This window comes from Brevundimonas sp. NPDC090276 (genome assembly GCF_044772165.1).
In the GTDB taxonomy this organism is placed as follows: domain Bacteria; phylum Pseudomonadota; class Alphaproteobacteria; order Caulobacterales; family Caulobacteraceae; genus Brevundimonas.
In genome coordinates this window covers 1,068,799-1,095,227 of the sequence record NZ_JBIVYK010000002.1, presented here as the reverse complement: position 1 = coordinate 1,095,227, position 26,429 = coordinate 1,068,799, and the positions used below count along the sequence as shown (strand labels likewise).

Below are 26,429 nucleotides of genomic sequence, written 5' to 3'. Positions count from 1 at the left end.
CTGTCAGGTCAGGCGGCCACCTGCACGTAGCGGCCGTCGAAATAGGCGAGCGGCGGCAGAGCCGAAGGAAGGGTCACGGACAGGACATCGCCGATGACGACCCGGTGGCTGCCGTGATCGACCACGTTGGCCTGCTGCAGATGAATGACGGCGCAGGCGTCGCGCAGGAAGGGCGGGCGGCCCTCGGCGGCCTCTTGCCAATGGCCGATGGCGAAGCGTTCGCCGCCGCGCACGCCGCCGCCGCAGGCGCGCGACACCGCTTCATGGTCGGCGCTCAGCACGTTCAGCATCAGGTCCGACCCGGCGTCGATGGCCTGGAAGATGGCGGCGTTGCGATTGATGCAGACCAGCATGGAGGGCGGGTCCATGCTGACCTCGCTGACGGCGGTGGCCGCCATGGCGAAGGGCTGGCCGTCGACCTGGGCCGTGACGACCACGACCGAGCGCACCAGATTGCGCAGGGCGCTTTTCAGCGCGGGCGCCAGATCATTGTCCATGGCCGTCGTCCTTCCCTGTAGACCTGCCCTGTTGCCGAGCATGGTTTCCCCGATACTGCGACCGGGGAAATATATGTCAAGTTACTTTACTAATTAGGCCGCATCCGCGTCTGACGCCGGCAGGGCCAGCATGACGCTCTGGGCGACGCAGAGAGGCTTCTCCAGGCCCTCGCCCTCGATGACGCAGTCGCTGGTGATCTGCCAGCCGCCGGCGCGCGCCTCGATCGCCGCCACCGTCTGACGCAGACGCACGCGCACGCCCGCCGGAGCGGGAGAGACAAAGCGCACCTTGTTGACGCCGACGTTCAGCACCTTCTCCGCGCCCTGGATGTGGAACAGGTCGTCCTGCAACCGGGGCAGCAGCGACAGGGTCAGGAAACCGTGGGCGATGGGCCCGCCCTGTTCGCGGGTCGCCCGCTCGACGTCGACGTGGATCCACTGATGATCGTCGGTGGCGTCGGCGAAGCGGTTGATGCGCGGCTGGTCGAGGCTGAGCCAGTCGGACACGCCGAGGTCGCGACCCGCCATGTCCGGCAGGTCGCTGAAGGCGACGATGAGGCTCACGCCTTGTCACCCGATTTGGGTTCGCGGGCGATCTTGTTCGGGCCGGCGAAGCCGAACATCCAGGCGGCGATCTTGCGCATCTGGATTTCCTCCGCGCCCTCGGTGATCCGATAGCGGCGGTGGTGGCGATAGATGTGCTCGAACGGGGTATGGCGCGAATAGCCCATGCCGCCGTGAACCTGCATGGCCGTGTCCGCCGCCTGACAGACCAGACGGTTCGCCCAGTAGTTGCACATGGAGACCCGGTCCGAGAGCTTGGTCGCCACCTCGGGCTTGGACATGCGGTCCATCTCCCAGGCCGTCTTGCGGATCATCAGGCGCAGCATCTCGACCTGGGTGGCCAGTTCAACCAGAGGGAACTGGATGGCCTGATTGGCGGCCAGCGGCTTGCCGAAGGGCTTGCGCGCGCGGGCGTAGGCCACGCTCTGCTTGACGCAGAAATCGGCGGCGCCCAGCGACGAGGCCGCCTGACGGATGCGGTTCTCATGGACGAAATGTTGGGCCAGGGTCAGCCCGCCGCCGGCCGGGCCGAACATGGCGTCTGCGGGAACCCAGACGTTGGTGAAGCTGACGCGCGGGTGGTCCGTGGGCATGTTGAAGGTCCACAGATACTCCTCGACCTTGACGCCCGGCGCCTCGGCGGGAACCAGCAGGCAGCTGATGCCGTCGGCGTCGCCCGCCTTGCCCGAGGTGCGGCAGAAGACCATGACGTGGGTGGCGACGTGCATGCCCGTGGTCCACATCTTCTCGCCGTCGATGCGCCAGCCGGCGACACCGTCGCGGGTCTCGGGCACGGCCACGGTCTCCATGTGGGTGGCGTCGGAACCGTGGTCGGGCTCGGTCAGGCCGAAGCAGACCGAGCGCTTGTTGTTCAGAATACCGCCGATGAATTCCTCACGCTGGGCCGGGGTTCCGAAGTCGCGGAACATCAGCACCTGCGGATAGTTGGCGACGATCGAGTGCTCGTTCTGCAGGTCGTTATGCAGGCCCAGGCCCTTGGCGGCGAAGTGCTCGCGGATTACGGCCATGGCCAGATTGGAGCCGTCCTTGCCGCCGAACTCGGCGGGCAGGGCGAAGCGCAGGTGGCCCGCCTTGTCGGCGCGACGCTTGGCCTCGGCCAGCAGATCCTCCCATTCGTGGCGGGGCAGGCCGCCGCGATCATAGTCGGTGCGGGCCCATTCGCGGCGGTGGTCGAAGAAGCGTTCGTTGTCGTCCTGCGCCTGAAGCGGAGCGATCTCGGCCGCGATGAAGGCGTCCAGTTCCGCCAGATAGCCGGTCAGTTCGGCGGGCAGTTCGAAGTCCATTTCGGCTCCTCCTTATCGTTGGACCGAGCCTAGGCCCGCTGTCGAATAACGTAAAGCAATTTGACAAACATCGGGCGCGGGTATGGAGTGATTTCAACATAAGAAACGTCAGGAAGGACGGATCCATGGGCACGACATCGTCTCCCCCCAGCGGCCTGCAGTCGCTGCATCACGCCGCGTTCCGCTGCCGCGACGCCGAGCAGACGCGCTGGTTTTACGAGGACGTGCTGGGGCTGAAGGCCTCGGCGGGCATCGTCCTGGACGAGGTGCCGGGCCTGGGCGATCCGGTGCCCTACATGCACATCTTCTTCGAGATGGAGGACGGCAATTTCGTCGCCTTCTTCGACGCGCCCTCGACCGCTGACGCCGACTGGTTCCAGCGCAAGGACAGCTTCGACATGCACATCGCCCTGCAGGCGCGTGACGAGGCGCACATGCTGGAGATCCAGCAGCGCATCCGTTCGCATGGCGTCAGCTGCCTGGGCCCGGTCGAGCATCACTTCGTCCGCTCGGTCTATATGTACGACCCCAACGGCATCCAGGTCGAAGTCACCTGCCGCACCGCCGATCACGACCGCATCCTGGCCGAGGAAGGCGCGGTCCTGCCGCAGCTCATCAAGGACTGGTCGGCCCGCACCCGCGCGGAAAAGGAAGCCAAGTTCGGCGCCGAGTCTCTGGACCGCCGCGGCAAGCCCCAGTCGGAGCTGAAGGGATGAGCGCCGTGAAGAAGAAGTACCAGCGTATTCCCTACCTGATCGTCTTCCAGGAGCAGGCCACCTTCAAGGACACCTATGGCGGCGCCGAGGGCTCGGTTGCGCTGGAGGCCCACCTGCTGAGGCCGGACACGGAATCCGACACCGTCGTCATCATGATGCATCCGATCGGCGGCGGCGCCTGGCTGCCCCTGCCGGCGGCCCTGGCCAAGCAGGGCGTCCACGTCATCTATTGCAACAGCCGCTATCGGGGCATCGACAACGCCCTGATCATGGAGAAGTGCGCGCTCGATCTGGGCGCCTGCGTCCGCGATGCGAAGGAGCGTCTGGGCTACAAGAAGGTGATCCTCGGCGGCTGGTCCGGTGGCGGCGCCCTGTCGCTCTTCTATCAGGCGGAAGCCGAAAACCCGACGGTGACCCAGACCCCGGCGGGCGATCCGATCGACCTGACCAAGGCCAATCTGATCCCGGCGGACGGCATCGCCCTTCTGGCGGCCCACCTGTCGCGCAACCTGACCCTGACCGAGTGGATCGACCCTTCGGTGACGGACGAGACCCGCCCGTTCGACCGCGATCCCGAACTGAACATCTACGACCCGGCCAACCCCAATCAGGCGCCCTATTCATCGGAATATGTGGCCCGCTATCGCGCCGCCCAGGTGGCCCGCAACCGTCGCATCACCGCCTGGGTGAAGGCGCAGCTGGCCGAGCTGAAGGCCGCCGGTCTGCACAACCACGAGCGCGGCTTCGTGGTGCAGGGGACCATGGCCGACCCGCGCTTCATCGACGAGACGCTGGAGCCCAGCGACCGCCGTCCCAACTACTGCATGCTGGGCGACCCGGTGGTGGTCAACGACGGCCCGGTCGGACTGGCGCGCTTCTCGACCCTGCGGTCGTGGATGTCGCAATGGTCGTATGACGACTCCAATGCCGACGGTCTGAAGTGCGCGGCGCGCATCACAGTGCCCATGCTGGTCATCGAGAACAGCGCCGACGACGCCTGCACCCCCAGCCACGCAGCCCGCCTGATGGCGGCCGCGGTCCAGGCACCCCAGACCCACGCGGTCATCAAGGCCGCCAACCACTACTATTCCGGTCAGCCCGACAAGGCGGCGGAATCGGCGGACGTCTTCGTGGAGTGGCTTAACGCCACCTTCTGATCGACCGACGCGGTCGAGACGACAACGGCCGGTCCTTCGCGGGACTGGCCGTTTTCTTTTGCCCGGCGCGTGCCGGACAGCGGACAGCGGACAGCGGGCAGAAAAAAGCCGGAGCGTCGGGGGGACCGCTCCGGCGAGTTTTTGTCTGGAGCCCCGATCAAGCCCCGGACGAGGACGGGATCAGTAACGCAGGCCCAACTGGACCGAGACGACCCGCCCAGGATCGACCACGTAGGTCTGCGAGCCCGCCAGGAAGGGCGTTCCGTATGAGTGGGACGCCGTCCATTCATTGGTCAGGTTGCGGCCGATCAGGGCCAGGGTCCAGCGATCGTCGGCCGAGACCAGGCCGAGGCGCAGGTCCACCTTCGAGAAGCCTTCCTGATAGGAGAGGGGGTTCAGGTTCTCTTCCAGATAGGTCCCGCTGCGGCCGCGCACGGTGGCGTCGGCCTGGACTCGCATGCCGTTGTCGAGCGGATGATCGACGTTCAGCGTCAGGGCGCCCGACCACTTGGGCGCGCGGGGCAGGCGCACGCCGCCGATGTCCTCGACGCAGTTGGCCGGCGGGGCCACGCCGTTTTTGTAGACGCAGGGCGCGGTCGGATAGGAATCATACTTGGCGTCGTTGTAGGCGACCGACCCCGACAGGGTGACCGACGGATGCAGGCGCAGCGTGCCCTCGGCCTCGACGCCCTGGCTCTTGGCGCTGGCGGCGTTGGTGGTGATGAAGGCGTTGGTCGCGGCGTTGAAGCCCGAGACCTGCAGGTCCTCGAACTTGGAGGTGTAGGCCGCCAGGTTCAGAGTTGCGCGCCCGTCCAGCAGGGTCAGCTTGGTCCCGACCTCGAATGACTGCGAGGTCTCGCCCTCGAACTCGAAGGCGTCCTGACCGCCGGTCGACTGGGCGCCGACGAAGCCGCCCGCCTTCGAACCCTTGGCGTAGGAGGCGTAGAACATGGCGTTGCGGTCGAGGACGTATTGGACCTGCACCGAGGGATCGAGCTGGCTCTCCTCGCGCTGACCCTTCAGCGGCGTGTTGACCCAGGACGGCGGGACGGCGCCGGTCGTGGCGCGGGTCTGGTCGGCGGCCTTGTCTTCCCAGGTCTGGCGCAGGCCAGCGGTCAGTTTCCACTGGTCATTGAAGGCGTAGGTGGCCTGACCGTAGATCGAGTAGCTCTCGTTGGTCTGGTTGAACAGACGGTCGCTGGCGCCGTTGAAGGGGCCCATCAGAATGCTGGAATTCTGATGCATGTCGATTTCGTTGCGGTGCGCATAGGCACCGACGATCCAGGTCAGGGCGCCGTCGTTGGGCGAGGTCAGGCGGACCTCCTGGGATATCTGGCTGAACTCTTCCTGGAAGATGGTGCGCAGCAGGGGCGCAGCGACGAAGTCGCTGTCGATCTGCTTGTCGTAGTCAAAGGCCGAGTAGGCGGTGATCGCGGTCAGGGTGACGCCGTTGTCGAAGTCCTTGTTGACCGTCAGCACGCTGTTGAAGCTGTTGGTGTTGTCAAAGTCCGGCACGCCCGGCGTGGTGGCGCGGGTGAAGGACTTGGCGCCGCCGGGGCCTACGCTGCTCATCGGCTGGCCGGTCAGGTCCTGACTGGCGCCCTCGACTTTCAGGCGGAAGGACAGGGTGTCGCTGGCCAGATAGTCGATGACGGCGCGACCGATCAGGTCCTCACGACCCGGATTGTGGTCGCCGGTGGTGGTGTTCTCCAGCCAGCCTTCGTTGTCGCTGTACTTGCCAGCCAGACGGACCAGCAGCTTGTCGGTGATCGGGCCCGAGACGATCTGCGTGATCTCATAGCCGTTGTCGCCGTCGATCGTGCCGGTGACGGTGGTCGCCAGTTCACGTGTGGCGCGCGGGCCGTTCGAGGTGATGTTGATGGCCCCGGCGGCGGTGTTCTTGCCGAACAGGGCCCCCTGGGCGCCGCGCAGGACCTCGACGCTGGCCACGTCCAGGAAGGGGGCGGCGAACTGGCGGCCACGTCCGGCGTAGGCGCCGTCGACGAACAGGCCGACCGACTGCTCGAAGGCCAGGTTGCCCGGCGAGGAGCCGATGCCGCGGATGTAGATGGCGTTGTTGCCCGGCGTGGCCTGGATATGCAGGTTGGGCACCGAGCCCGACAGGGCCTCCAGGTTGCGAACGTCCTGGCTGGCCAGTTCCTCGCCGCTGGTGACGTTGACCGAGATCGGCACGTCCTGAAGGCGTTCGGTGCGCTTGCGCGCGGTGACCAGGACTTCGCCGATCGCCGTGGCCGGCTGATCGGCGGTCGGGGTCTGTTCAGCGTTCTGGGCGTGAGCGGCCGAGCCGAGCGCCAGGCTGCTGGACGCCAGCAGCATCAGGTATTTGTAGCGCATGTCTTTCCTCCCCATGCGGCCTCATCATTGAGGCTTGATTGGCGACGAGGAGGTGCGCGCCGCTCTTGGCGACGGTCGCTTCGTGTTCCTCCCTGACCGGGGCTCTTGGTGGCCCTCATTGTCAAGAAAGTAGACAATCCCTTTCCGGGAAAGTCGTCAAGTTACTTTACTGTTTTTTGTCCTGAGCCTGACGAAAGGCCGGCGCTTTGGATTCGCTTGCCGGCAAGGCGTGAACAATGGGGGCGCCCCAATCACCGGCGAAGGCCTCGTTCAACGCCTTGACGCGGCGGGCGCCGATGCGACGGCTCAGCTCCTGGGTCAGGTGCTCGACGATCTTGCGCGCGTCCTGACGCATGGCCTTGCCCATCGGGGTCAGCTGCACGATGCGGATGCGGCCGTCCGTGGGGTCGTCCGCCATTTCAAAGACGCCACGTTCGACCAGGGAGTTGATCGTCGAGTGCACCGCCTGACGGGTCAGGCGCAGGCTGCGGGCGATGTCGGCGGGGCGCACCACATCCATCTGGACATGCATCATCACCATCGACTCGGGTCGGGTCAGGTGCGGCCAGCCCGCTTCGCGCAGGCTCATCTGCAGGCTCTCGTCGAACCATTCGAAACCGGCCAGCAAGGGCACGATCAGGTAGTCGGATTTGAAGATCATGAAGGGCTCCCGAACCGATGTTATGCCTTCGTCGCCCGTGAAGCGCCAAGCGGAAACCTGTCTAGCCTGACTCGCGCTGCGGTCTCATCGCTTCTGCCCTAAAGCGTGCGCGCGATCAGCAGCTTCATGACCTCCGAGGCACCGCCGTGAATCGTGTCGATGCGGGCGTCCTTGTACAGTTGTGCGATCGGGTACTCGTTCATGTAGCCGTAGCCGCCGAACAGCTGCAGGCAGCGGTTGACCCCGTCCAGTTCGGTTTCCGTGATCCACAGTTTGGCCATGGAGGCGGTGGCCGCGTCCAGTTCGCTGCGGATCAGTTTTTCGGTGCAGGCGTCGATGAAGCTGCGGGCGATGACGGCCTTGGTCTTGATGTCGGCCAGGGTGAACTGGGTGTTCTGGAACTCCATCAGCGGCTTGCCGAAGGCGTGGCGTTCGCGGGTGTATTCGACCGTCAGCTTCAGCGCCCGTTCCAGAATCGCCAGCCCCATGGCGGCGATGCCGAGGCGCTCCTGCGGCAGCATCTGCATCAGCTGTCCAAAGCCCTTGCCCTCGACCTCGCCGACCAGATTGGAGGCGGGGACGCGCACGTCCTCGAAGAAGAGCTCCGAGGTGTCCTGGGCGGCGCGGCCCATCTTGTCGAGGTTGCGGCCGCGCACGAATCCGGGCCGGTCGCCCTCGACCGCGATCAGGGAGATGCCACGCGAACCGTTGTCCGAGGTACGGCACACCACCAGAATCAGGTCCGCCGTCTGGCCGTTGGAGATGAAGGTCTTCTGGCCGTTGAGCACCCATTCGTCGCCGTCCAGACGCGCGCGGGTGCGGATGCCCTGCAGGTCCGATCCTGTGCCCGGCTCGGTCATGGCGATGGCCAGGACGATCTCGCCTGAGACCACGCCCGGCAGCCATTTCGCCTTCTGCGCCTCTGTGCCGAAGGCGATCAGATAGGGGGCGACGATCATGTTGTGCAGCGGCACGCCCCAGCCCTCCATGCCGCGCGCGCCGAACTCTTCGATCACCACGCGTTCGTGCCGGAAGTCGGCGCCCATGCCGCCGTATTCCTCAGGAACCGACAGGCCCAGCAGGCCAAACTCGGCGCCCTTGGTCCACATGTCGCGCGGCACGATCTTGTTGTGGTTCCAGGCCTCGATCACCTCGGGCGAGCATTCAGCGTCGAGGAATTTCGACAGACCCTCGCGGAACAGATCAACGTCTTCCTGGGTGTAGGCGGAGGGACCGGCGTGGGCGCTCATCGGGGGCTCGCAACTGGAACTGAGGGTAGGTTTCATCCTGTGCCGGTTGCGCGATGAACGTCAATCTATTTGACAAAGATCGATGGCTTCGGTCATCCATTCCCCATGTCTGCATCTCAATCCGCATCTGCATCCGACCCGGCCGAGCATGTCCAGGCCCGGCTCGATGTGCTGGCGCCGGCGCTGGCCTCCGGCGGCGCGCGCGTGACGGGCCTGCGCCGCCTGACCGGCGGCGCAAGTCTGGAAACCTGGGCCTTCGACGTGGAGGGCACGGGCCGTCCGCGTCCGCTGATCCTACGCCGACGTGGCGGGGGCGGCGAAGCCGAGGTGTTTGAGACCTCCTTGCCTCTGCCGGTCGAAGCCCGGCTGCTGAAGGCGGCGGAGGAGGGCGGCGTTCCTGTCGCCTGTCTGGTCCGCGACTGCGTCGAGGCCGATGGTCTGGGCGAGGCCTATGTGGTCGAACGGGTTACGGGCGATACCCTAGGTCGCCGCATCGCCGCCGACGCCTCCTTCGCTCTGGCCCGCCAGACACTGGGCCGTCAGTGCGGCGAGGCCCTGGCGAAGATCCACGCCGTCGATCCGGCCAGCCTGCCGCCGCTGGAGGTGCAGGACGCCCGCGCCGTGCTGGACCGCTACGCCGACATCTATCGCAAGAGCACCAGCCCGCGCCCGGTCATGGAGGCGGCGCTGAAGTGGATGGAGGCGCGACTGCCCGAGCCGGTCGCACCGCGTCTGGTCCACGGCGACTTCCGCAACGGCAATCTGATGGTCGACCCCGAGCGGGGGCTGGCTGCGGTTCTCGACTGGGAGCTGGCCCACCTGGGCGATCCCGCTGAGGACCTGGGCTGGCTATGCGTCAACAGCTGGCGCTTTGGCGTGACGCATCGGGTGGTGGGCGGCTTCGCCGATCTGGAGGTCCTGCTGGACGCCTATCGCGACGCGGGCGGCGAGCCGCCGTCGGTCGAGCGCGTGCGCTTCTGGCAGGCGGTCGGCACGTTCAAATGGGCCGTGGTGACGATGATGATGTACCGCACCTTCGCCTCGGGCGCGTCGGCGTCGGTCGAGCGCGCCGTGATCGGCCGGCGTCTCAGCGAATGCGAAGTCGATCTTCTGGCCCTGATGGAGGCGTCGCGATGATCGAGGGACCGCGCAAGGACGAACTGCTGGCGGCGACGACGGCCTGGCTGGAAGGGGGGGGCACCTCATCGGACGGCTTCCACCGCAAGGTGGCGGCCAATGCGCTCGGCATCGTGTCGCGCGAACTGGCCCAATGGCCCGCCGCCGAAGCCGCCGCCGTCGCCCGGATGCAGGCGATTCTGGGCGTGGACGGCGACTATGCCACGCTGAACCTCGCCCTGGCCGAAGCCTTGCGCGACGGGAGCGTCAGCGCTGACGATCCCGCCGTCTTCGACCATCTGCGCCGCCTGGCGCTCGACACGCTGGCGATCGACCAGCCGCGCTATCGCCACGAATTGGCGGCGCCGAAGGACAGCCAGTCATGATCGAATGGGTCGAGGTCTCGCCGCGCGACGGCTTGCAGAACGAAAAGACCATCCTGTCGACCGCCGACAAGGTCGAACTTATTGCGCGTGCGGTCGCCGCCGGCGCGCGACGGATCGAGGTCGCCAGCTTCGTTAACCCCAAGCTGGTGCCGCAGATGGCCGACGCCGAGGCGGTGATCGCCGCCCTGGCGAAACGGGAGGACGTGCGCACCATCGGTCTGGTTCTGAACGAGCGCGGCGCGGGCCGGGCCTTGGCCACCAGCGTCGATGAGCTGGGCATTGTCGTCGCCGCCTCGGATGCCTTCGGCACGGCCAATCAGGGTCTGGACGTCGACGCCGGCATCGCCATGGCCGGGCGCGTCATCGAACAGGCGAGGGCCGCAGGCCGCGACGCCCAGGTGACGATTTCCGTCGCCTTCGGCTGCCCGCTGTCGGGCGCCGTTGATCCGTTGCGCGTGGTCGATATGGCGCGTCGCCTGGCCGCCTTCGGTCCGCTGGAGATCGCCCTGGCCGATACCATCGGCGTGGCCCGCCCGGACGAGGTGTCGTCTCTGGTCGCGGCGGTCGTCGAAGCCGTGCGGCCCCTGCCGGTCCGGGTCCATTTCCATGACACGCGCGGTACGGGCGTCGCCAATGCCGTGGCGGCGGTCGCCGCCGGGGCGGTGACCGTGGACGCCTCCATCGGCGGCACCGGCGGCTGTCCCTTCGCGCCGGGGGCGGCGGGCAATGTCGCCACCGAGGACGTAGCCTACGCCCTGAACGGCCAGATGGCGGTGGACATCGACGCGGTCTGCGACGCCGCCGTCTGGCTCAATGAAAAACTGCAACGCACCCGGACCAGCGCCATGACGCGCGCCTGGCTGTCCGCGCGTGAGAGGAAAGCATGACCCAACTGACGCATGAGGGCCGCGTGGCCCTGATCACCGGCGCGTCCTCCGGCATCGGCGCTGAGTTCGCCCGCGTCCTGTCGCGGGGCGGGGCCAGGGTGGTTCTGGCCGCGCGCCGGGCCGACCGTCTGGCCGCCCTGGTAGCCGAGATTGAGGCGGCGGGCGGCGAGGCCCTGGCCGTGTCGATGGATGTCTCCGATGAGGCCTCGGTCATCGCCGGCTATGACGCCGCCGAGGCGCGGTTCGGACTGGTCGACACCGTCATCGCCAATGCGGGCGTCAACGCCGACGGCCCGGCGACGGAACTGTCTATCGAAGAGTTCGATCAGATCCAGGCGGTGAACAGCCGCGGCGTCTTCCTGACCGCGCGCGAGGGCGGGCGTCGTCTGCTGGCCAGCGGTCGGTCCGAACGCGGTCGGGTGGTCATCCTGGCCTCAATGGGCGGCCTGCACGCCCTGACCGGTCTGGTCGCCTACTGCGCGTCCAAGGCTTCGGCGGTCATGCTGGGCCGGGCCCTGGCCAATGAGTGGTCGCGCGCGCGCATCAGCGTCAACGTCGTCTGCCCCGGCTATATGCTGACCGACATCAATGAGGAGTGGTTCACCAGCGAGGCGGGCCAGAAGATGATCTCCAAGCTGCCGCGCAAGCGCCTGATGCCGATCGACGCCCTGTCGCCGACCATCAGCTACCTGACCTCGGACGCCGCCGCCTACGCCACTGGCGCCGTGATCCAGATCGACGACGGCCAGCACATCGACTGACGGCGCTGATGGCGGATCGGAGGAGGGGCCTTTGCAGGCCCCTTTTTCATGGGCGGTCCATAAAAAGAGGGGGCCGCGAACGGCCCCCGAGTGGAGAGTTTCGGAGAAGTCGTCGGGGCTCAGGTCAGCAGCGAGTTCGGCGCCAGGCCGACCATCGCGCGACCATGCAGTTCGGTGGACACGTCCATGTCGTAGACGATGTGGCTGGCCATGACCTCGATGTCGCGCAGGATGCGCTGCATCGGATTGTCGAGCGCATATATGCCCGACCCGGACGAGTCACAGCAGGTCCGCACCGCCTCCAGGCACTGGCTGACGGCATAGGCGATCTGGGCACGCAGACGCAGACGATGCGGTAGCTGCTCCTCGTCGCTCAGGGCCGAGAGCGTCAGGTTTTCGTCGGCGGCCTGGCGGATCGAGAGTTCCGCCGAGCGCACCATGAGGTCGGCGCGGGCCAGACGCATCTGGGCGGCGGGCTTGTCCACCTGGGTCGACTGGCCGCCCATCTTGGTGTGAACCGTCAACCGCTGGCGGCCCAACTCCACTGCCGCTCGAGCCGCGCCGACCGAGGGCAGGGCCGCCGTCACGCACAACTGCGGCAGCATGGGCGCGGCGTAGAGCGGGTTGTCGTGGATGCGCGAGCCGTTGCCGCGCCCGGTGCGGACCTCCGACACCACAAAGCTGTAGGCCTCGGGGATGAAGAGGTCTTCGGCGACAATGTCGTTGGAGCCGGTGGCGGCCATGCCGCTCATGAACCAGGTGTCCAACACCTTCACGTCCTCGGCGCGCGCCAGCATCATCCGCACGACCGGCGGCTGGCCCTCGCCCCTGTCCTCCATGGCGTTCAGCATGACCCAGTCGGCGTGCATGACGACGGTGCCGAACTTCCAGCGGCCCGAGATGCGGAAGCCGCCGTCCACGCGCACGGCCTTGCCCGGAGGGGCGGCGACGCTGGGGGCGATGACATAGGGGGTGCGGCCCCAGACCTCGGCCTGGGTCTGTTCCGGGAACTGGGCGATCAGCCAGTTGTGCTCGGCGGCGAAGCTGGCCGTCCATCCGGTCGAGGGGCAGGCTTCGCAGATGGCCAGGGTGGCGTCGATATAGGCCTGGGGGTCGAACTCCAGCCCGCCAAAGCGACGCGGCACGTACATGTAGAAATAGCCGGTGGCGCGCAGGGCGTTCCACACCTCGTCCACCGGGCGGCGCAGGCGCTCGGCCTCGGCTGAGGCGGCGGTGATCATCGGTTTCAGCGCCGTGATCCGCGCGGTCAGCTCGGCCGGTGTCAGGGCGGCGACCGCGTCGGGCGCCAGAAAATCGTTTCCGGCAGGAATGCGCCGGTCCGCGAGCATTTCGCTCGTCATGTTTTATCCTCCCTCGTGGGAGGTCCAGTTCGCGATGTGGCGCGATAAATGTCAAGTAAGTTGACTAAAAATCGACATGACGCCGTTTTCGGGCTTTCCCCGAAGGCGCGGGGCGGCGAGACTGGCCCTATGACTCGCTCGCTCCTGATGCTCGATCTCGTCCGCACCGTCTACTGGTTCGACGAGCAACTGCAGTCGCGGCTGGACGCCCGCGGCTGGGGTAAGCTGAGCCGCACCCAGTCGCTGGTCCTGGTCAATGTCGCCAACGGCGAGACGCGGGCGGCGCGCATGGCCGAGAACCTGGGCATCTCGCGTCAGGCCATGAGCCAGTTTCTGGCGGAGATGGTCGAGAACAAGCTGGTCGAACTGGTCCCCGATCCCGCCGACCGGCGGGCCCGCATCGTCCAGTTCGCCCCCGAATCCCACGCCATCCGCGACGACGCGCAAAAGATTCTGCGCGAGCTGGAAGCCGAGCTGGAACAGGCCGTGGGCGCCGAAGGACTGGGCGTCATGCGCGAGGGTCTGCGCGCCTTCCTCGGCGGACTGGACGCGAGGTCTGCCGCGGAACTGGAAACGGCTTAAGTCAAATTTCTTGACAAGATTGTTCGGCCGGTCGATCACCGTATGACCTCTTCGAGAGGGACGTGCGGGGAGCGACGGTTATGCTTGGCGACATCTTCGGACTATCGGCCGGGGCGTCGGCGCGATGAAGGCGGCGACGAAATCCGCAGGCGCCCTGTCGGGCCTGACCATCATCGAGATGGCGGGCATCGGCCCCGGCCCCTTCGCCTGCATGATGCTGGCCGACCACGGCGCCGAGGTCATCCGTATCGACCGTCCGGGCGCCAGGGTCGATCCCACTGACGTCCTGGCGCGCTCGCGCAAGCGGGTCGAACTGGACCTCAAGAGCGAAGACGGCCGCGCCGCCGCGCGCGAACTGATCCGCAAGGCTGACGGTGTGGTCGAGGGCTATCGCCCCGGCGTCATGGAGCGCCTGGGCCTGGGCCCCGAGGTCCTGCTGGCCGACAATCCGAAGCTGGTCTACGGCCGCATGACAGGCTGGGGCCAGGAAGGCCCGCTGGCCAAGGCCGCCGGCCACGACATCAACTATATCGCCATCACCGGCGCCCTGAACGCCTTTGGCCGCGCGGGCGAGAAACCGACCCCGCCGATCAACATGGTCGGCGACTTCGGCGGCGGCGGCATGATGATGGCCTTCGCCATGCTGGCCGGGGTGCTGTCGGCGCGTTCGACGGGGCAGGGGCAGGTCATCGACTGCGCCATGACCGACGGCGCCTCACTCCTGATGGGCATGATCTGGGGCTTCCGCGCTCAGGGCATCTGGGGCGACGAGCGGGGGACCAACTACCTCGACACCGGCGCGCCCTACTACGACACCTATGAGACCGCTGACGGCCTCTATGTCGCCATCGGCTCGATCGAGCCGCCCTTCTATGCGCGGATGCTGGAAGCCACGGGCCTGAGCGACGATCCCCTGTTCAAGGATCAGGACGGCATCGAGGACCGCGAGACGCGCCGCGCCCGCCTGACCCAGATCTTCGCCGCCAAGACCCGCGCCGAATGGTGCCTCCTGATGGAAGGGACCGACGCCTGCTTCGCCCCGGTGCTCTCCTTCGCCGAGGCCCCGTCCTATCCGCATAACGCCCAGCGTCAGGCCTTCGTCGAGTTGGACGGCGTGATGCAGCCGGCCCCCGCGCCCCGCTTTTCCCTGACGCCGGCGCCGCTTCCGCGCGCCCCCGGCGCCTGATCAGAACAACCGAGGAAACGACCGTGAGACAAGCCTACATCTATGACGCCGTGCGGACCCCGCGCGGGCGGGGCAACGCCAAGGGCAGCCTGCATGAAGTGACCGCCATCTCGCTGGCGACCCAGGTGCTTCAGGCTCTGCGCGACCGCAACAGCCTGGACACCCGCCTGATCGACGACGTGATCCTGGGCTGCGTCGCGCCCATCGGCGAACAGGGCGCCAACATCGCCCGCGTCGCCGCCATCAACGCCGGTCTGGCCCAGACGGTGGCCGGCGTGCAGATGAACCGCTTCTGCGCCTCGGGTCTGGAAGCCGTGAACACGGCGGCGGCCAAGGTCGTCTTCGGCGAGGCCGATGCGGCCATCGGCGGCGGCGTCGAGAGCATGAGCCGGGTCAAGATGGGCTCGGACGGCGGCGCCTGGTCGGTCGACCCCGACGTGGCCTTCACCACCTATTTCGCGCCCCAGGGCGTCGGCGCTGACGCCATCGCCACCCTGTCCGGCTTCAGCCGCACCGACGTGGACGCCTTCGCCGCCGAGAGCCAGAAGCGCGCCGCCGCCGCCTGGGCCGATAATCGCTTCAAGAACTCCATCGTCCCGGTCAAGCACTGCGGCGTGACGGTTCTGGCCCATGACGAGTTCATGCGCCCCGAAACCACGGTCGAGAGCCTGAGCGCGCTGAAGGCCTCGTTTGCCGGTCTCGGCGCGGCGGGCTTCGATTCCATCGTGCGTCAGCGCTATCCCGAGATCGAAGCGGTCAACCACGTCCACCATGCCGGCAACAGCTCGGGCATCGTTGACGGCGCCTCGGGCCTGCTGATCGGCACCAAGGAGATGGGCGAGAAGATGGGCCTCAAGCCCCGCGCCCGCATCGTCGGCACGGCTTCGATCGGCTCGGAGCCGACCATCATGCTGACCGGCCCGGTGGCCGTGACGCAGAAGGCTCTGGCCCGCGCCGGCATGAGCATCGACGACATCGACCTGTTCGAACTGAACGAGGCCTTCGCCTCGGTGGTCATGTACTTCATGCAGCAGCTGAACGTGCCGCACGACAAGATGAACGTGAACGGCGGCGCCATCGCCATGGGCCACCCGCTGGGCGCCACGGGCGGCATGATCCTCGGTACCCTGCTGGACGAGCTGGAACGCACGGGCAAGTCGACCGGCCTCGCCACCCTCTGCGTCGGCGCCGGCATGGGCACCGCCACCATCATCGAGCGCGTCTGATCGCGATCTGACAGTCAGGACAACGACATGAACAACTTCACTGTTTCGGTGGATGCCGACGGCATCGCCACCTTCCTGTTCGACGTGCCGGGCCGCACGATGAACACCTTCACCGACAGCGCCGTGGCCGACATCGACGCCATCGTCGCCCGCATCCGCGACGACCTCTTCATCCGCGGCGCCATCCTCGCCTCGGGCAAGTCGAACGGCTTCTGTGCCGGGGCTGACCTGGGCGAACTGGGCGAGACGGCGGGCGGTCAGGCCTCCGGCGCGGCGCGCGAAGCGGCTCTGCCCGCCACCTCGCGCATGACCTGGGCTCTGCGGGCGCTGGAGACCGTCGGCAAGCCGGTGGTCGCGGCCATCGAGGGCATAGCCCTGGGTGGCGGCTTCGAGTTCACCCTGGCGGCTCACTACCGCGTCGCCTCGACCAAGGCCAAGGTGGGCCTGCCGGAAGTCACCATCGGTCTGTTGCCGGGCGCGGGCGGCACCCAGCGCGTGCCGCGTCTGGCGGGCGTGCAGGCCGCGCTGGACCTGATGCTGACCGGCGCGCCGGTCGACGCTGAGAAGGCCAAGGCCATCGGCATCATCGACGAGGTGGTCGAACCGGGGCAGGCTCTGGCCGCGGCCAAGGCCTGGATCCTCAACGGCGGCGAGGGCGTCCAGCCCTGGGATCGCAAGGGCTATGTCATGAAGGACGGCCCCTATTCGGAGGCCGGGGGCGGTGTCTTCGTCATGGTCCCTCCCAAGGTCATGGCCAAGAGCTATGGCAACTATCCGGCCCAGAAGAACATCGCCCGTTGCGTCTATGAGGGCTTCAACCTGCCGATGGACGCGGCGCTGCGCGTCGAGTCGCGCCTGTTTATGGACACCCAGCAGACGCCCCAGGCGCGGGCCATGATCCGCTCGCTCTTCCTGTCGAAACAGGCCCTGGCCAAGGGCGGCGCCCGACCCAAGGACGTCCCGACCTATACCGTCAAGAAGGCCGCCGTTCTGGGCGCCGGCATGATGGGGGCGGGCATCGCCTACGCCCAGGCCCGCGTCGGCATTGACACCGTTCTGATCGACGTGGCTCAGGCCGGCGCCGACAAGGGCAAGGCCTATTCGGAAAGCCTGGTCGCCAAGGCCGTGACCAAGGGGGCTATGAGCCAGGCCACCGCTGACGAACTGGTCGGGCGCATCACCGCCACCACGGACTATGACGCCATCAAGGGCGCCGATCTGGTGGTCGAGGCCGTGTTCGAGGACCGTGCCCTGAAGGCTGATGTGACCAAGCGCGCCGAGGCCCAGATCGGGGCGGACGCCGTCTTCGCCTCCAACACCTCGACACTGCCGATCACCGGCCTGTCCGAGGCCTCCGAGCGTCCGGCCAACTTCATCGGCATCCACTTCTTCTCGCCGGTGGACCGGATGGAGCTGGTCGAGATCATCGTCGGCAAGAACACCTCGCAGGAGACCCTGGCCAAGGCGCTGGACTACTGCAAGCAGCTGAAGAAGGTGCCGATCGTCGTGAACGACAGCCGCGGCTTCTTCACCAGCCGCGTGTTCGACACCTATATTCGCGAAGGTCTGGAGATGCTGATCGAGGGCATCGCCCCGGCCGTCATCGACAATGTCGGCCGCATGACCGGCATGCCGCGCGGTCCGCTGGAGCTGCTGGACGACGTGGCCATCGACCTGGTGGACCGTGTCGCGGGTCAGCGTCGCAAGGACTTGAACCTGCCGGAGCCCGTCGAGGGCGACACCGATAAGTTCCTGATCGACATGGTCGCGCAGGACCGTTGGGGCCGCAAGAACGGCAAGGGCGTCTATGACTACCCGCAAGGCGGGGCCAAGAGCCTGTGGTCGGGTCTGGCCGAGATGTACCCGGTCAGGATCGCCCGTTCGACGCCGGAACTGGTCGAGCACCTGAAGCAGCGTCTGCTGTATCGTCAGGCCGTCGAGGCCGCGCGCTGCATGGACGAGAACGTCGTCACCGCCGCGCGCGACGCCGATGTCGGCGCCATCCTGGGCTGGGGTTTTGCGCCCTGGACCGGCGGTCCGATCAGCCTGATCGACAGCGTCGGCGTGGCCGAGTTCACCGCCGCCTGCGAGGCCCTGGCCGCGCAGTACGGCGAGCGTTTCGCGCCGCCGGCCCTGCTGAAAACCATGTCCGCCTCGGGCGAGCGCTTCTATCCGGCGCCCAAGCCACTCGCGGCCTGATCGCCGCACAAGGCTTGAAAACAGGGAAGGGCGGGGCGCGAGCGTCCCGCCCTTTTTCTATGGCCGATGGCCAGGCTGGATTTCAGGCAAAAGAAAAGGCGGGCAACCCCTCGCCCGCCTCTTCCCCTCCTTGCTGGCGCTGAGATCAGGCCAGGTTCAGATCTTTCAGCACGGCCTCACGAACCGGACCCTTCTGGATCTTGCCGGCGGCGCTGCGCGGCAGGCGGGTCTGGCTGAAGCTGACGCTCTTGGGCGTCTTGTAGCCGGCGATGCGCTGGCGGCAGAAGGCGGACAACTCCTCAAAGCTCGGCTGTTCCGCCCCCGCCTTGCAGACGATGTGGGCGTGGACGCGTTCGCCCCAGGTTGCGTCCGGCACGCCAATGACGGCGGCTTCCTCGATGGCCGGGTGCCAGGACAGGGCGTTCTCGACCTCGATGGAATAGATGTTCTCGGCCCCGGACACGATCATGTCCTTTAGCCGGTCGGTGATGTAGATATAGCCTTCCTCGTCCATCCAGCCCGCGTCGCGGGTGTGCAGCCAGCCCTTGCGCATGACGTCGGCGGTTTCCTCGGGACGGTTCCAGTAGCCCTGCATGACGTTGTCGCCGCGGCCGACGATCTCGCCGATCTGGCCGCGCGGAACCTCGATCCCGTTCTCGTCGACGATGCGGATTTCAAAGCCCGGCGCCACCTTGCCGCACGAGCGCAGGCGCGGGTGATCGTCGGCGCACTGGTGGTCCTGGGGCGTCAGCACCGTGACCGAGGCCATCTCAGTCTGGCCGAAGCCCTGGATGAAGGCGATCTCCGGGAACTTCTCGCGCGCCAGGGCCAGGGTGGCGGCGGGCAGGGAGGAGCCGCCGTAGCCCAGCATCTTCAGCTTCGACAGGTCCAACTGATCCAGACGCTCGTACTTGGCCATCCGGTCGATGACGGCGGGCACGGTGAAACAGTGGGTCACGCCATGTTCGGCGATGGCCTCCAGCATGGTTTCTGCGTTGAAGCTGCGGCGGAAGACGTGGGTCGCGCCGGTCATGGTGGCGAACAGGATGCCGATGTCCGCCAGGTGGAACATGGGCGCGGCGTGGAAATTGACCCCCGTCTCGTCGAACGGAATCGTCATCAGCAGATTGGAGGCGATGGCGTGCAGATTGCCGTGGCTCAGCATCACCCCCTTGGGCAGGCCGGTGGTGCCGCCAGTGTAGAAGATGCCCGCCAGATCGTCGTTCTCGGCCAGATGCTCCTCGGCGGGCGCTGACGTCTGGATCAGGCCTTCATGAGTCAGGCCGGCGTCGTCGGCCGCACCGTCCATGGCGATCAGGCGGCTGACGGCGCCTTCGGCCAGAAGCTGTTCGGCGACGGCGGCGAACTCTTCGCCGAAGCAGAGAACCTGGACCCCGGCGTCTTTCAACTGGAAGGCCAGTTCGGGCGTGGCCAGACGGGTGTTCAGCGGCGTCAGCACGCCCCCGGCCCACAGGACGCCGAAATAGGTCTCGAAATAGCGGTCGCAGTTGTTGGCCAGGATGGCGACCCGGTCGCCGGTCGTCAGCCCGCCCTGTTCGCGCAGGCCGCCGGCCAGACGCGCGACGCGGTCGCCGACCTCGCGCCAGGTGCGGCGGCGGTCGCCGTCGATGGTGGCGGTGCGGTTTGCGGCCGTGACGACGGCGCGCACCAGGCCCTGCGTAATTCTCATCGAAAGGGGTGCTCCTGCCGCCGCGAGGGCGGGAAAGATTGTCAAATCTATTGACATCTAATCCCGCCCCGAACCATGTCTGTCAACTCATGTTCAGGCGTTTTTCCGCCGATCTCGCCGCGACTTGCGTGGCCGGGGCGGCGCGGCGAGGTGTGCGATGATCGGATTTGAACGCAAGGGCGAGGGCGCGATCATCCGGCTGGATCAGCCCGAGCGGATGAACGCCCTGAGCGAGCCGATGGTGGAGGCGCTGGACGCCGCCGTGGACGCCGCCGTCGCTTCGGGCGCGCGGGCGATCCTGCTGACGGGTTCGGGCCGCGCCTTCTGCGCCGGGGGGACCCTGTCCGAGCCGCTGCCGGACGACGCGGGGCGGATTCTGGAGACCCATATCAACCCCCTGCTGCTCAAGCTGGCGGACCTGCCGATCCCGTTGATCGCGGCGGTCAACGGCCCGGCCATCGGCGCGGGGGCGTCCATCGCCCTCGCCGCCGACATGATCCTGATGTCGCGCTCGGCCTTCCTGTCCTACGCCTTCGCCCAGGTGGGTCTGGCGCCGGACGGCGGGGCCAGCTGGCTGCTGCCGCGCACGCTCGGTTGGCACCGCGCCATGGGCCTGATGATGACCGGCGACCGCATTGACGCCGAACAGGCCGTGACCTGGGGCCTGGCATGGAAGGCGGTCGATCCCGAGGGCCTGTCCGGCGAGGCCGAGGCCCTGCTGGAGCGCCTGTCGACCGGGCCGACGCTGGCCTATGCCGCCGTGCGCCGCACCGCCCGCGCGGCGCTGGATCTCGGTTTCGCCCAGGCGCTTGACCTTGAACGCGAGGCGCAAGCCGACGCCGGACGCACCGCCGATTTCAAGGAAGGCGCCGCCGCCTTCCTGGCGCGCCGTCCCGCCCAGTTTATCGGCCGCTAGGAGCGTCGCCATGAGCCAACCCTGCACCCTGCTGAGCAAGATCTACGACCGGCATGTGGTCGCCGATCTCGGCGACGGCGACATGCTGATATATGTCGACTTCCATCTGGTCCATGAGGTCACCAGCCCTCAGGCCTTTGAGGGCCTGCGCCAGCGCGGCGTCGCCGTTCACGCCCCGGCCCAGACCCTGACGGTAGCCGACCACAATGTGCCGACCCTGAACCGCGCGGCGGGCATCCTCGACCCGGAAAGCCGGGCGCAGATCGAACAGCTGCAGGTCAACGCTGTCGAGTTCGGCCTGCCGTGGATCCCGCTCGACAGTGTGGATCAGGGCATCGTCCACGTCGTCGGGCCAGAGCAGGGACTGACCCTGCCGGGCACGACCATCGTCTGCGGCGACAGCCATACCGCCACCCATGGGGCCTTCGGGGCTCTGGCCTTCGGCATCGGCACCTCCGAGGTCGAGCACGTTCTGGCGACGCAGACCCTGGTGCAGACGCGCGCCAAATCCATGCTGATCCAGGTCGATGGCGCGCTGGGCCGCGGCATGACGGCCAAGGATCTGATCCTGGCCATCATCGGCCAGATTGGGGCCAATGGCGCGACGGGCTACATCATCGAATACGCCGGCCAGGCGATCCGCGACCTGGACATGGCCGGGCGGATGACCGTCTGCAATATGTCGATCGAGGCGGGGGCGCGGGCGGGCCTGATCGCGCCGGACGAGACAACCTTCGCCTATCTGAAGGGCCGGCGTCACGCGCCGCAGGGCGTGGCTTTCGACGCCGCCGTGGCCGACTGGCGCACCCTGGCCAGCGACCCCGGCGCGACGTTCGACAGGGTGGTGCGCATCGACGCCGCCGCCATAGAACCCATGGTGACCTGGGGCTCCAGCCCCGAGGCCGTGACGACCATCGGCGGCCGCACACCCGACCTGAACGCCGTGACTGACGCCGGCCAGCGAGCCCAGATAGAACAGATGCTGACCTATATGGGGCTGGCCTCGGATCAGGCTCTGGCCGGTCTGGCTATCGACACGGTCTTCATCGGCAGTTGCACCAACGGCCGTCTGGAAGACCTGCGCGCCGCCGCCGACATCGCGCGCGGGCGTCATGTGGCAGAGGGCGTCCGTGCCCTGGTCGTGCCGGGCTCGGGCCACGTCAAGGCGGCGGCCGAGGCCGAAGGTCTGGACCGTGTCTTCATCGAGGCGGGGTTCGAATGGCGCGAGGCGGGCTGCTCCATGTGTCTGGGCATGAACCCGGACAGGCTGGCGCCGGGCGAGCGCTGCGCCTCGACCTCCAACCGCAATTTCGAGGGCCGTCAGGGCCCCGGCGGCCGCACCCATCTGGTGTCGCCGTCGATGGCCGCCGCCGCCGCCGTGGCGGGTCGGCTGGTCGATGTCAGGAGCCTTGGCTGATGCGTGCTTTCACCACTCTGGACGCCGTCGCGGCGGCCCTGCCCATCGCCAATATCGACACCGACAAGCTGGTGCCGGGGCGCTTTCTGAAGGGCGTCACCCGCGCCGGTCTGGGGCGCATCCTGCTGCACCCGCTGCGCTTTGACGCCGATGATCAGCCGCGCGCTGATTTCGTGCTGAACCAGTCGCCGTGGGATCAGGCGGGCGTGCTGATCGCGCTCGACAACTTCGGTTGCGGCTCCAGCCGCGAGCATGCGCCCTGGGCCCTGCTGGACTTAGGTATCCGTTGCGTCATCGCGCCCAGCTTCGCCGACATCTTCCGCAACAACTGCCTGAAGAACGGCATCCTGCCGCTGGTCCTGCCTGCGGCGGACTGTCTAGCGCTGATGGATCTGGCGCGCGATCCGGCTACGGCGCGGTTCAGCGTCTCCCTGCCGGATCAGACGGTGACGGCGGGCGGTCGCGTCTGGGCGTTTGATATCGCCATGGCGGACAAGACCAGGCTGCTGGAAGGCAAGGACGAGATTGACCTTGCCTTGGCGCGTCTGGCCGAGATCGAACGTTTCGAGGCCCGCATCGGATATGCCGCGCCGCATCTGGGCGCGATCTAGAGACTTTCCCGTCGGACCGGCGCTGGCCAGATCCGACGGGGGCCCGGGGAGAGGAGGTTACACGCCGAGCCAGCGTTGCAAAATCTCCGCCGTGTCCTGACCCACCTCCAGCGGAGCAGGTCGGCGCACCGAGCCGGGCGTGGCCGACAGCTTGGGGAAGACGCCCTGCATGGCCACCTTGCCCAGAACCGGGTCCTCGACCTCGATGATGGCTTCGCGCGCCGCGAAATGCGGGTCGGCCATCATGTCCTCGGCGTCAAAGACGCGGCCCGCCGGGACGGCGTGTTCGATCATCAGGTCTTCCAGCTCCTGAACCGTCAGGGTCGCGGTCCATTCACCGACCAGTACGTCCAGTTCTACCTGATGCTCGCCGCGCGCCAGATGGGTGGCGTAGCGCGCGTCGGTCGCCAGTTCGGGTCGGCCCATGGCCGCACACAGGCGGCCGAAGACGGCGTCCTGATTGGCCCCGATCAGGTATTCGCCGTCCGAGCAGGGATAGACGTTCGACGGGGCGATCTTGGGCAGGACCGAGCCGGTGCGCGTGCGTTTGTGGCCATTCACCGCGTATTCCGGGATCATGCTCTCCATGACCTGCAGCACGCTCTCATACAGGGAGCTGTCGACCACCTGGCCATGGCCGGTGCGTTCGCGGTGCTGCAACGCCGCCAGCGCGCCCATGCAGCCATAGGTCGCCGCCAGGGTGTCGCCGATGGACACGCCGACCCGCGACGGGGCGCGGTCTGGCTCGCCGACGATGCCGCGCCAGCCGCCCATGGCCTCGCCGATTCCGCCGAAGCCGGCGCGCGACGAATAGGGGCCGGTCTGGCCATAGCCGGACACCCGCACCACGATCAGGCGCGGGTTGGCTTTCATCAGGTCAGCGGGGGCCAGACCCCACTTTTCCAGCGTGCCGGGGCGGAAGTTCTCGATCAGGATGTCGGCCTGGGCGATCAGGTCGCGCGCGGTCTGCTGGCCCTCGGCCGAGCGCAGATCGACGGCGACGGAATACTTGTTGCGGGCGATCACCCGCCACCAGGTCGGGGTCTCGCCCTGGCCCCAGTGGCGCATCGGATCGCCGACGCCGGGCGATTCCAGCTTGATCACCTCGGCGCCCATGTCGCCCAGAAGCTGACCGCAGAAGGGACCGGCGATCAGCTGGCCCATCTCGACGACCTTCAGCCCGTGCAGGGGGCCGTTCAGCGGTTGGCTGGTCACGGGCGCATTCTCCAAACGTCAATTAATCTTACAATCACTGGCGGGGCTACCAGCGAAAGTCAACGGCGCGGCGAGGGCTTGTGATTGCCAAATAAATTGACAAAACTTCCCGCTCAACTTGCGAAAGATCGGCGCCAGCCGACAGATCGGGAAACGTCATGCTGCTTCATATCGTGGCCAGCCCCAAGGGTGAACGCTCGGCGTCGCGTTCCTTGGCGGATCGCTTCCTCGCCACCTGGCGGGAACAGAACCCGGACGAAGAGATCGACACCCTGGCCCTGTTCGAAGAGGACCTGCCTCGCTTTGAGGCCGAACACGCCTTTCGCAAGTTCGCGCCCATCTTCGGCGAGGAGGTCTCGCCCGAGGCGGACGACGCCTGGCGCATCGTCACCGACGCCGTGGCCCGTCTGGATCGCGCCGACCGCATCCTGCTGTCCTGCCCGATGTGGAACTACAGCATCCCCTGGGCCCTGAAGCTCTATCTCGACGTCATCGTCCAGCCGCGCGTGACCTTTGGCTACAAGGCCGACGAGATGCGCCACGTCGGCCTGCTGCGGAACCGACCGATGCAGATGATCCTGACGCGGTCGTCGACGATGGCGGGCGACTACGTCGATTTCCAGCTGCCCTATCTGAAGCACATCTTTGAGACCATCGGCATCCGCGACATCCGCGCCCTGGTGGTCCCGGCCACGACCAAGCCGGGGGCCGAAGCCCGCGAAGCCTATGTCCGCAGCTTCGACGCCCAGGCGGACGCCGCCGCCAGAGCCTTCTGAGGCAGATCATGCATCCCAGTCATTTCGCCGCCGTCACGCCCGACAAGCCCGCCATCATCATGGCCCGAACGGGCGAGATCACCACATTCCGCCAGATGGACGAGGCCTCGAACCGCGCGGCCCACCTGTTGCGGTCGCTGGGGCTGAGGCCCGGCGACGCCGTGGCGGTCTGCCTTAGCAACACGCCCGACTACTTCGCCCTGGCCTGGGCGGCGCAGCGGTCAGGGCTCTACTTCGTCGCTCTGTCGTCGCGGCTGACCCTCGCCGAGGTCGACTACATCGCCCGTGATTGCGGGGCGAGGGTGCTGATCGCAGGGGCCGATCTGCCGAATACGCCAGCCCTGCCGGCGGGCCTGTCGGACCTGATGCTGTTCTCGCTGGGCGGGGTCGTTACCGGCTATCGCGTCTGGGAGGACGAGGTGTCGGCCCAACCCCCGACCCGCATCGCCGACGAGGTGGCGGGCGGCGAGATGCTCTATTCCTCGGGCACCACGGGACGGCCCAAGGGCATCCGGCCGGAACTGCCCGCGGACGGCGACATCACCACCATGCCCATGACGACCCTGGTGGCCAAGACCCGCTTTGGGGTGGACGGGGCCAGCGTCTATCTGTGCCCGGCGCCCCTGTATCACGCCGCGCCGCTGCGCTGGTCGATGGGGGTGCAGCATCTGGGCGGTACGGTGGTGCTGATGGACAGGTTCGATCCCGAACTGGCCCTGGCCGCCATCGACGCCCACGGCGTGACCCACAGCCAGTGGGTGCCGACCCACTTCATCCGCATGCTGAAACTGCCGGACGAGGTGCGCGCCCGCTACGACGTCTCGACCCTGAAGCTGGCCATCCACGCCTCGGCGCCATGCCCGGTTCCGGTCAAGCAGGCCATGATCGACTGGTTCGGCCCGATCCTGATCGAGTACTACGCCGGGACCGAGGGCAACGGCATGACCATCATCAACTCCGAGGAGTGGCTGAAGAAGCCGGGTTCGGTGGGCAAGGCCAATTTCTGCGTCGTCCATATCTGCGACGACGAAGGGAACGAGTTGCCGCCGGGCGAGGTCGGCAACATCTATTTCCAGGGCGACCACCCCTTCGAATATCACAACGACCCGGAGAAGACGGCGACCGCCTATGACGCGCGCGGCTGGACCACCCTGGGCGATGTCGGGCGGCTGGACGAGGACGGCTATCTGTTCCTGACCGACCGCAAGAGCTTCATGATCATCTCGGGTGGGGTGAATATCTATCCGCAAGAGATTGAAAACCTGCTGATCCAGCATCCGAAGGTGGCCGACGCCGCAGTCATCGGCGCGCCCTGCCCAGAGATGGGTGAGCGGGTCGTGGCGGTGATCCAACCCGCCGACTGGGCCGACGCCACGCCCGAGTTCGCCGCCGAGTTGTCGGCCTGGGCGCGGCAGTCCCTGTCGGGGATCAAGGCTCCGCGTCAGTTCGACTTCATGCAGGAACTGCCGCGCCATGATACGGGCAAGCTCTACAAGCGGCTGATCCGCGACGAGTACTGGAAGGATGTGAAGACGGCCTGACGGTCGTCGGATTGACGGACCATAAGAAAACCCCCGCCAGTTCGACCGGCGGGGG

The 26,429-nt window shown here is 67.3% G+C and carries 24 protein-coding genes; 15 read left to right on the top strand and 9 right to left on the bottom strand.

Annotated elements, in window-relative coordinates; translation table 11 throughout:
* Positions 1–8: 8 nt before the first annotated feature.
* The 3 genes from ACIQTU_RS11135 to ACIQTU_RS11125 form a co-directional block, all read right to left on the bottom strand.
* Positions 9–497: a flavin reductase family protein gene (locus ACIQTU_RS11135; RefSeq protein WP_400546670.1), complete on the bottom strand. Its 489-nt coding sequence runs from the start codon at positions 495–497 to the stop codon at positions 9–11.
* A 93-nt stretch (positions 498–590) separates the two neighbouring features.
* The gene (locus ACIQTU_RS11130) at positions 591–1,061 is read right to left on the bottom strand and encodes a MaoC family dehydratase (RefSeq protein ID WP_400546667.1); all 471 of its coding nucleotides are present in this window, start codon (positions 1,059–1,061) and stop codon (positions 591–593) included.
* Positions 1,058–2,365, bottom strand: a complete 1,308-nt coding sequence (locus tag ACIQTU_RS11125) for an acyl-CoA dehydrogenase family protein (protein ID WP_400546664.1) — start codon at positions 2,363–2,365, stop codon at positions 1,058–1,060. The genes ACIQTU_RS11130 and ACIQTU_RS11125 overlap by 4 nt, the downstream gene beginning before the upstream one ends.
* A 125-nt stretch (positions 2,366–2,490) precedes the next feature.
* Here ACIQTU_RS11125 and ACIQTU_RS11120 point away from each other — a divergent pair, with 125 nt between their 5' ends.
* Entirely contained in the window at positions 2,491–3,081 is a 591-nt protein-coding gene (locus ACIQTU_RS11120; protein WP_400546661.1) for a VOC family protein, read from the top strand.
* Positions 3,078–4,238: an alpha/beta fold hydrolase gene (locus ACIQTU_RS11115; RefSeq protein WP_400546658.1), complete on the top strand. Its 1,161-nt coding sequence runs from the start codon at positions 3,078–3,080 to the stop codon at positions 4,236–4,238. Before ACIQTU_RS11120 ends, ACIQTU_RS11115 begins: the two co-directional genes overlap by 4 nt.
* A gap of 180 nt (positions 4,239–4,418) precedes the next feature.
* On the opposite strand, the gene ACIQTU_RS11110 is transcribed toward ACIQTU_RS11115, so the two are convergent.
* The 3 genes from ACIQTU_RS11110 to ACIQTU_RS11100 all read right to left on the bottom strand — a co-directional run bounded on the left by ACIQTU_RS11110 (position 4,419) and on the right by ACIQTU_RS11100 (position 8,504).
* Positions 4,419–6,593, bottom strand: coding sequence for a TonB-dependent receptor (locus ACIQTU_RS11110; protein ID WP_400546655.1), 2,175 nt, complete (start codon positions 6,591–6,593; stop codon positions 4,419–4,421).
* Positions 6,594–6,759: 166 nt separating this feature from the next.
* Positions 6,760–7,254, bottom strand: coding sequence for a MarR family winged helix-turn-helix transcriptional regulator (locus ACIQTU_RS11105; protein WP_400546652.1), 495 nt, complete (start codon positions 7,252–7,254; stop codon positions 6,760–6,762).
* A 98-nt stretch (positions 7,255–7,352) separates the two neighbouring features.
* Positions 7,353–8,504, bottom strand: coding sequence for an acyl-CoA dehydrogenase family protein (locus tag ACIQTU_RS11100; RefSeq protein WP_400546649.1), 1,152 nt, complete (start codon positions 8,502–8,504; stop codon positions 7,353–7,355).
* Between the two features lie 105 nt (positions 8,505–8,609).
* Here ACIQTU_RS11100 and ACIQTU_RS11095 point away from each other — a divergent pair, with 105 nt between their 5' ends.
* Genes ACIQTU_RS11095 through ACIQTU_RS11080 form a run of 4 tightly spaced genes read left to right on the top strand, consistent with a single transcriptional unit; the run spans position 8,610 to position 11,654 of the window.
* Positions 8,610–9,641, top strand: a complete 1,032-nt coding sequence (locus ACIQTU_RS11095) for a phosphotransferase family protein (protein WP_400546646.1) — start codon at positions 8,610–8,612, stop codon at positions 9,639–9,641.
* Positions 9,638–10,006, top strand: a complete 369-nt coding sequence (locus ACIQTU_RS11090; RefSeq protein ID WP_400546643.1) for a DUF6285 domain-containing protein — start codon at positions 9,638–9,640, stop codon at positions 10,004–10,006. Before ACIQTU_RS11095 ends, ACIQTU_RS11090 begins: the two co-directional genes overlap by 4 nt.
* On the top strand, positions 10,003–10,893 hold the full coding sequence (locus tag ACIQTU_RS11085) for a hydroxymethylglutaryl-CoA lyase (protein WP_400546640.1): 891 nt from the start codon (positions 10,003–10,005) through the stop codon (positions 10,891–10,893). Before ACIQTU_RS11090 ends, ACIQTU_RS11085 begins: the two co-directional genes overlap by 4 nt.
* The gene (locus ACIQTU_RS11080) at positions 10,890–11,654 is read left to right on the top strand and encodes an SDR family NAD(P)-dependent oxidoreductase (RefSeq protein WP_400546637.1); all 765 of its coding nucleotides are present in this window, start codon (positions 10,890–10,892) and stop codon (positions 11,652–11,654) included. The genes ACIQTU_RS11085 and ACIQTU_RS11080 overlap by 4 nt, the downstream gene beginning before the upstream one ends.
* 119 nt (positions 11,655–11,773) lie before the next feature.
* On the opposite strand, the gene ACIQTU_RS11075 is transcribed toward ACIQTU_RS11080, so the two are convergent.
* Positions 11,774–13,015, bottom strand: a complete 1,242-nt coding sequence (locus tag ACIQTU_RS11075) for an acyl-CoA dehydrogenase family protein (RefSeq protein WP_400546634.1) — start codon at positions 13,013–13,015, stop codon at positions 11,774–11,776.
* A 129-nt stretch (positions 13,016–13,144) separates the two neighbouring features.
* Between ACIQTU_RS11075 and ACIQTU_RS11070 the strand changes: the two genes are divergently transcribed.
* The 4 genes from ACIQTU_RS11070 (at position 13,145) to ACIQTU_RS11055 (ending at position 18,208) form a co-directional block, all read left to right on the top strand.
* Positions 13,145–13,597: a MarR family winged helix-turn-helix transcriptional regulator gene (locus tag ACIQTU_RS11070; RefSeq protein WP_400546631.1), complete on the top strand. Its 453-nt coding sequence runs from the start codon at positions 13,145–13,147 to the stop codon at positions 13,595–13,597.
* Positions 13,598–13,721: 124 nt separating this feature from the next.
* A complete protein-coding gene (locus tag ACIQTU_RS11065) occupies positions 13,722–14,783 on the top strand; it encodes a CaiB/BaiF CoA transferase family protein (RefSeq protein WP_400546628.1) in 1,062 nt (353 codons plus the stop codon).
* A gap of 23 nt (positions 14,784–14,806) precedes the next feature.
* Positions 14,807–16,009, top strand: coding sequence for an acetyl-CoA C-acetyltransferase (locus ACIQTU_RS11060; RefSeq protein WP_400546625.1), 1,203 nt, complete (start codon positions 14,807–14,809; stop codon positions 16,007–16,009).
* Between the two features lie 27 nt (positions 16,010–16,036).
* Positions 16,037–18,208, top strand: a complete 2,172-nt coding sequence (locus ACIQTU_RS11055; protein WP_400546622.1) for a 3-hydroxyacyl-CoA dehydrogenase NAD-binding domain-containing protein — start codon at positions 16,037–16,039, stop codon at positions 18,206–18,208.
* 145 nt (positions 18,209–18,353) lie between these two features.
* Here ACIQTU_RS11055 and ACIQTU_RS11050 read toward each other — a convergent pair whose 3' ends face one another.
* On the bottom strand, positions 18,354–19,898 hold the full coding sequence (locus ACIQTU_RS11050) for a long-chain fatty acid--CoA ligase (protein ID WP_400546619.1): 1,545 nt from the start codon (positions 19,896–19,898) through the stop codon (positions 18,354–18,356).
* Between the two features lie 157 nt (positions 19,899–20,055).
* On the opposite strand from ACIQTU_RS11050, the gene ACIQTU_RS11045 reads away from it, so the two are divergent.
* From ACIQTU_RS11045 to leuD, 3 genes are read left to right on the top strand one after another with little or no spacing between them, the layout of a single operon-like run.
* Entirely contained in the window at positions 20,056–20,814 is a 759-nt protein-coding gene (locus tag ACIQTU_RS11045) for an enoyl-CoA hydratase-related protein (protein WP_400546616.1), read from the top strand.
* 10 nt (positions 20,815–20,824) lie between these two features.
* On the top strand, positions 20,825–22,231 hold the full coding sequence (leuC, locus tag ACIQTU_RS11040; protein WP_400546613.1) for a 3-isopropylmalate dehydratase large subunit: 1,407 nt from the start codon (positions 20,825–20,827) through the stop codon (positions 22,229–22,231).
* On the top strand, positions 22,231–22,842 hold the full coding sequence (gene leuD, locus ACIQTU_RS11035) for a 3-isopropylmalate dehydratase small subunit (protein ID WP_400546610.1): 612 nt from the start codon (positions 22,231–22,233) through the stop codon (positions 22,840–22,842). The genes leuC and leuD overlap by 1 nt, the downstream gene beginning before the upstream one ends.
* A gap of 57 nt (positions 22,843–22,899) precedes the next feature.
* Here leuD and ACIQTU_RS11030 read toward each other — a convergent pair whose 3' ends face one another.
* Positions 22,900–24,057, bottom strand: coding sequence for a CaiB/BaiF CoA transferase family protein (locus ACIQTU_RS11030; RefSeq protein WP_400546607.1), 1,158 nt, complete (start codon positions 24,055–24,057; stop codon positions 22,900–22,902).
* Positions 24,058–24,215: 158 nt separating this feature from the next.
* Between ACIQTU_RS11030 and ACIQTU_RS11025 the strand changes: the two genes are divergently transcribed.
* Entirely contained in the window at positions 24,216–24,833 is a 618-nt protein-coding gene (locus ACIQTU_RS11025) for an FMN-dependent NADH-azoreductase (protein ID WP_400546604.1), read from the top strand.
* A gap of 8 nt (positions 24,834–24,841) precedes the next feature.
* Entirely contained in the window at positions 24,842–26,374 is a 1,533-nt protein-coding gene (locus ACIQTU_RS11020) for an acyl-CoA synthetase (RefSeq protein ID WP_400546601.1), read from the top strand.
* Positions 26,375–26,429 lie beyond the last annotated feature (55 nt).

What these genes read in the sequence shown, in the direction of transcription:
- ACIQTU_RS11135 (WP_400546670.1), bottom strand. Translation starts at nt 497, where the DNA reads ATGGACAATGATCTGGCGCCCGCGCTGAAAAGCGCCCTGCGCAATCTG.
- ACIQTU_RS11025 (WP_400546604.1), top strand. Translation starts at nt 24,216, where the DNA reads ATGCTGCTTCATATCGTGGCCAGCCCCAAGGGTGAACGCTCGGCGTCG.
- ACIQTU_RS11090 (WP_400546643.1), top strand. Translation starts at nt 9,638, where the DNA reads ATGATCGAGGGACCGCGCAAGGACGAACTGCTGGCGGCGACGACGGCC.
- ACIQTU_RS11105 (WP_400546652.1), bottom strand. Translation starts at nt 7,254, where the DNA reads ATGATCTTCAAATCCGACTACCTGATCGTGCCCTTGCTGGCCGGTTTC.
- ACIQTU_RS11125 (WP_400546664.1), bottom strand. Translation starts at nt 2,365, where the DNA reads ATGGACTTCGAACTGCCCGCCGAACTGACCGGCTATCTGGCGGAACTG.
- ACIQTU_RS11100 (WP_400546649.1), bottom strand. Translation starts at nt 8,504, where the DNA reads ATGAGCGCCCACGCCGGTCCCTCCGCCTACACCCAGGAAGACGTTGAT.
- ACIQTU_RS11055 (WP_400546622.1), top strand. Translation starts at nt 16,037, where the DNA reads ATGAACAACTTCACTGTTTCGGTGGATGCCGACGGCATCGCCACCTTC.
- ACIQTU_RS11080 (WP_400546637.1), top strand. Translation starts at nt 10,890, where the DNA reads ATGACCCAACTGACGCATGAGGGCCGCGTGGCCCTGATCACCGGCGCG.
- ACIQTU_RS11075 (WP_400546634.1), bottom strand. Translation starts at nt 13,015, where the DNA reads ATGACGAGCGAAATGCTCGCGGACCGGCGCATTCCTGCCGGAAACGAT.
- ACIQTU_RS11120 (WP_400546661.1), top strand. Translation starts at nt 2,491, where the DNA reads ATGGGCACGACATCGTCTCCCCCCAGCGGCCTGCAGTCGCTGCATCAC.
- ACIQTU_RS11085 (WP_400546640.1), top strand. Translation starts at nt 10,003, where the DNA reads ATGATCGAATGGGTCGAGGTCTCGCCGCGCGACGGCTTGCAGAACGAA.
- ACIQTU_RS11050 (WP_400546619.1), bottom strand. Translation starts at nt 19,898, where the DNA reads ATGAGAATTACGCAGGGCCTGGTGCGCGCCGTCGTCACGGCCGCAAAC.
- ACIQTU_RS11115 (WP_400546658.1), top strand. Translation starts at nt 3,078, where the DNA reads ATGAGCGCCGTGAAGAAGAAGTACCAGCGTATTCCCTACCTGATCGTC.
- ACIQTU_RS11070 (WP_400546631.1), top strand. Translation starts at nt 13,145, where the DNA reads ATGACTCGCTCGCTCCTGATGCTCGATCTCGTCCGCACCGTCTACTGG.
- leuD (WP_400546610.1), top strand. Translation starts at nt 22,231, where the DNA reads ATGCGTGCTTTCACCACTCTGGACGCCGTCGCGGCGGCCCTGCCCATC.
- ACIQTU_RS11110 (WP_400546655.1), bottom strand. Translation starts at nt 6,593, where the DNA reads ATGCGCTACAAATACCTGATGCTGCTGGCGTCCAGCAGCCTGGCGCTC.
- ACIQTU_RS11045 (WP_400546616.1), top strand. Translation starts at nt 20,056, where the DNA reads ATGATCGGATTTGAACGCAAGGGCGAGGGCGCGATCATCCGGCTGGAT.
- ACIQTU_RS11020 (WP_400546601.1), top strand. Translation starts at nt 24,842, where the DNA reads ATGCATCCCAGTCATTTCGCCGCCGTCACGCCCGACAAGCCCGCCATC.
- leuC (WP_400546613.1), top strand. Translation starts at nt 20,825, where the DNA reads ATGAGCCAACCCTGCACCCTGCTGAGCAAGATCTACGACCGGCATGTG.
- ACIQTU_RS11095 (WP_400546646.1), top strand. Translation starts at nt 8,610, where the DNA reads ATGTCTGCATCTCAATCCGCATCTGCATCCGACCCGGCCGAGCATGTC.
- ACIQTU_RS11065 (WP_400546628.1), top strand. Translation starts at nt 13,722, where the DNA reads ATGAAGGCGGCGACGAAATCCGCAGGCGCCCTGTCGGGCCTGACCATC.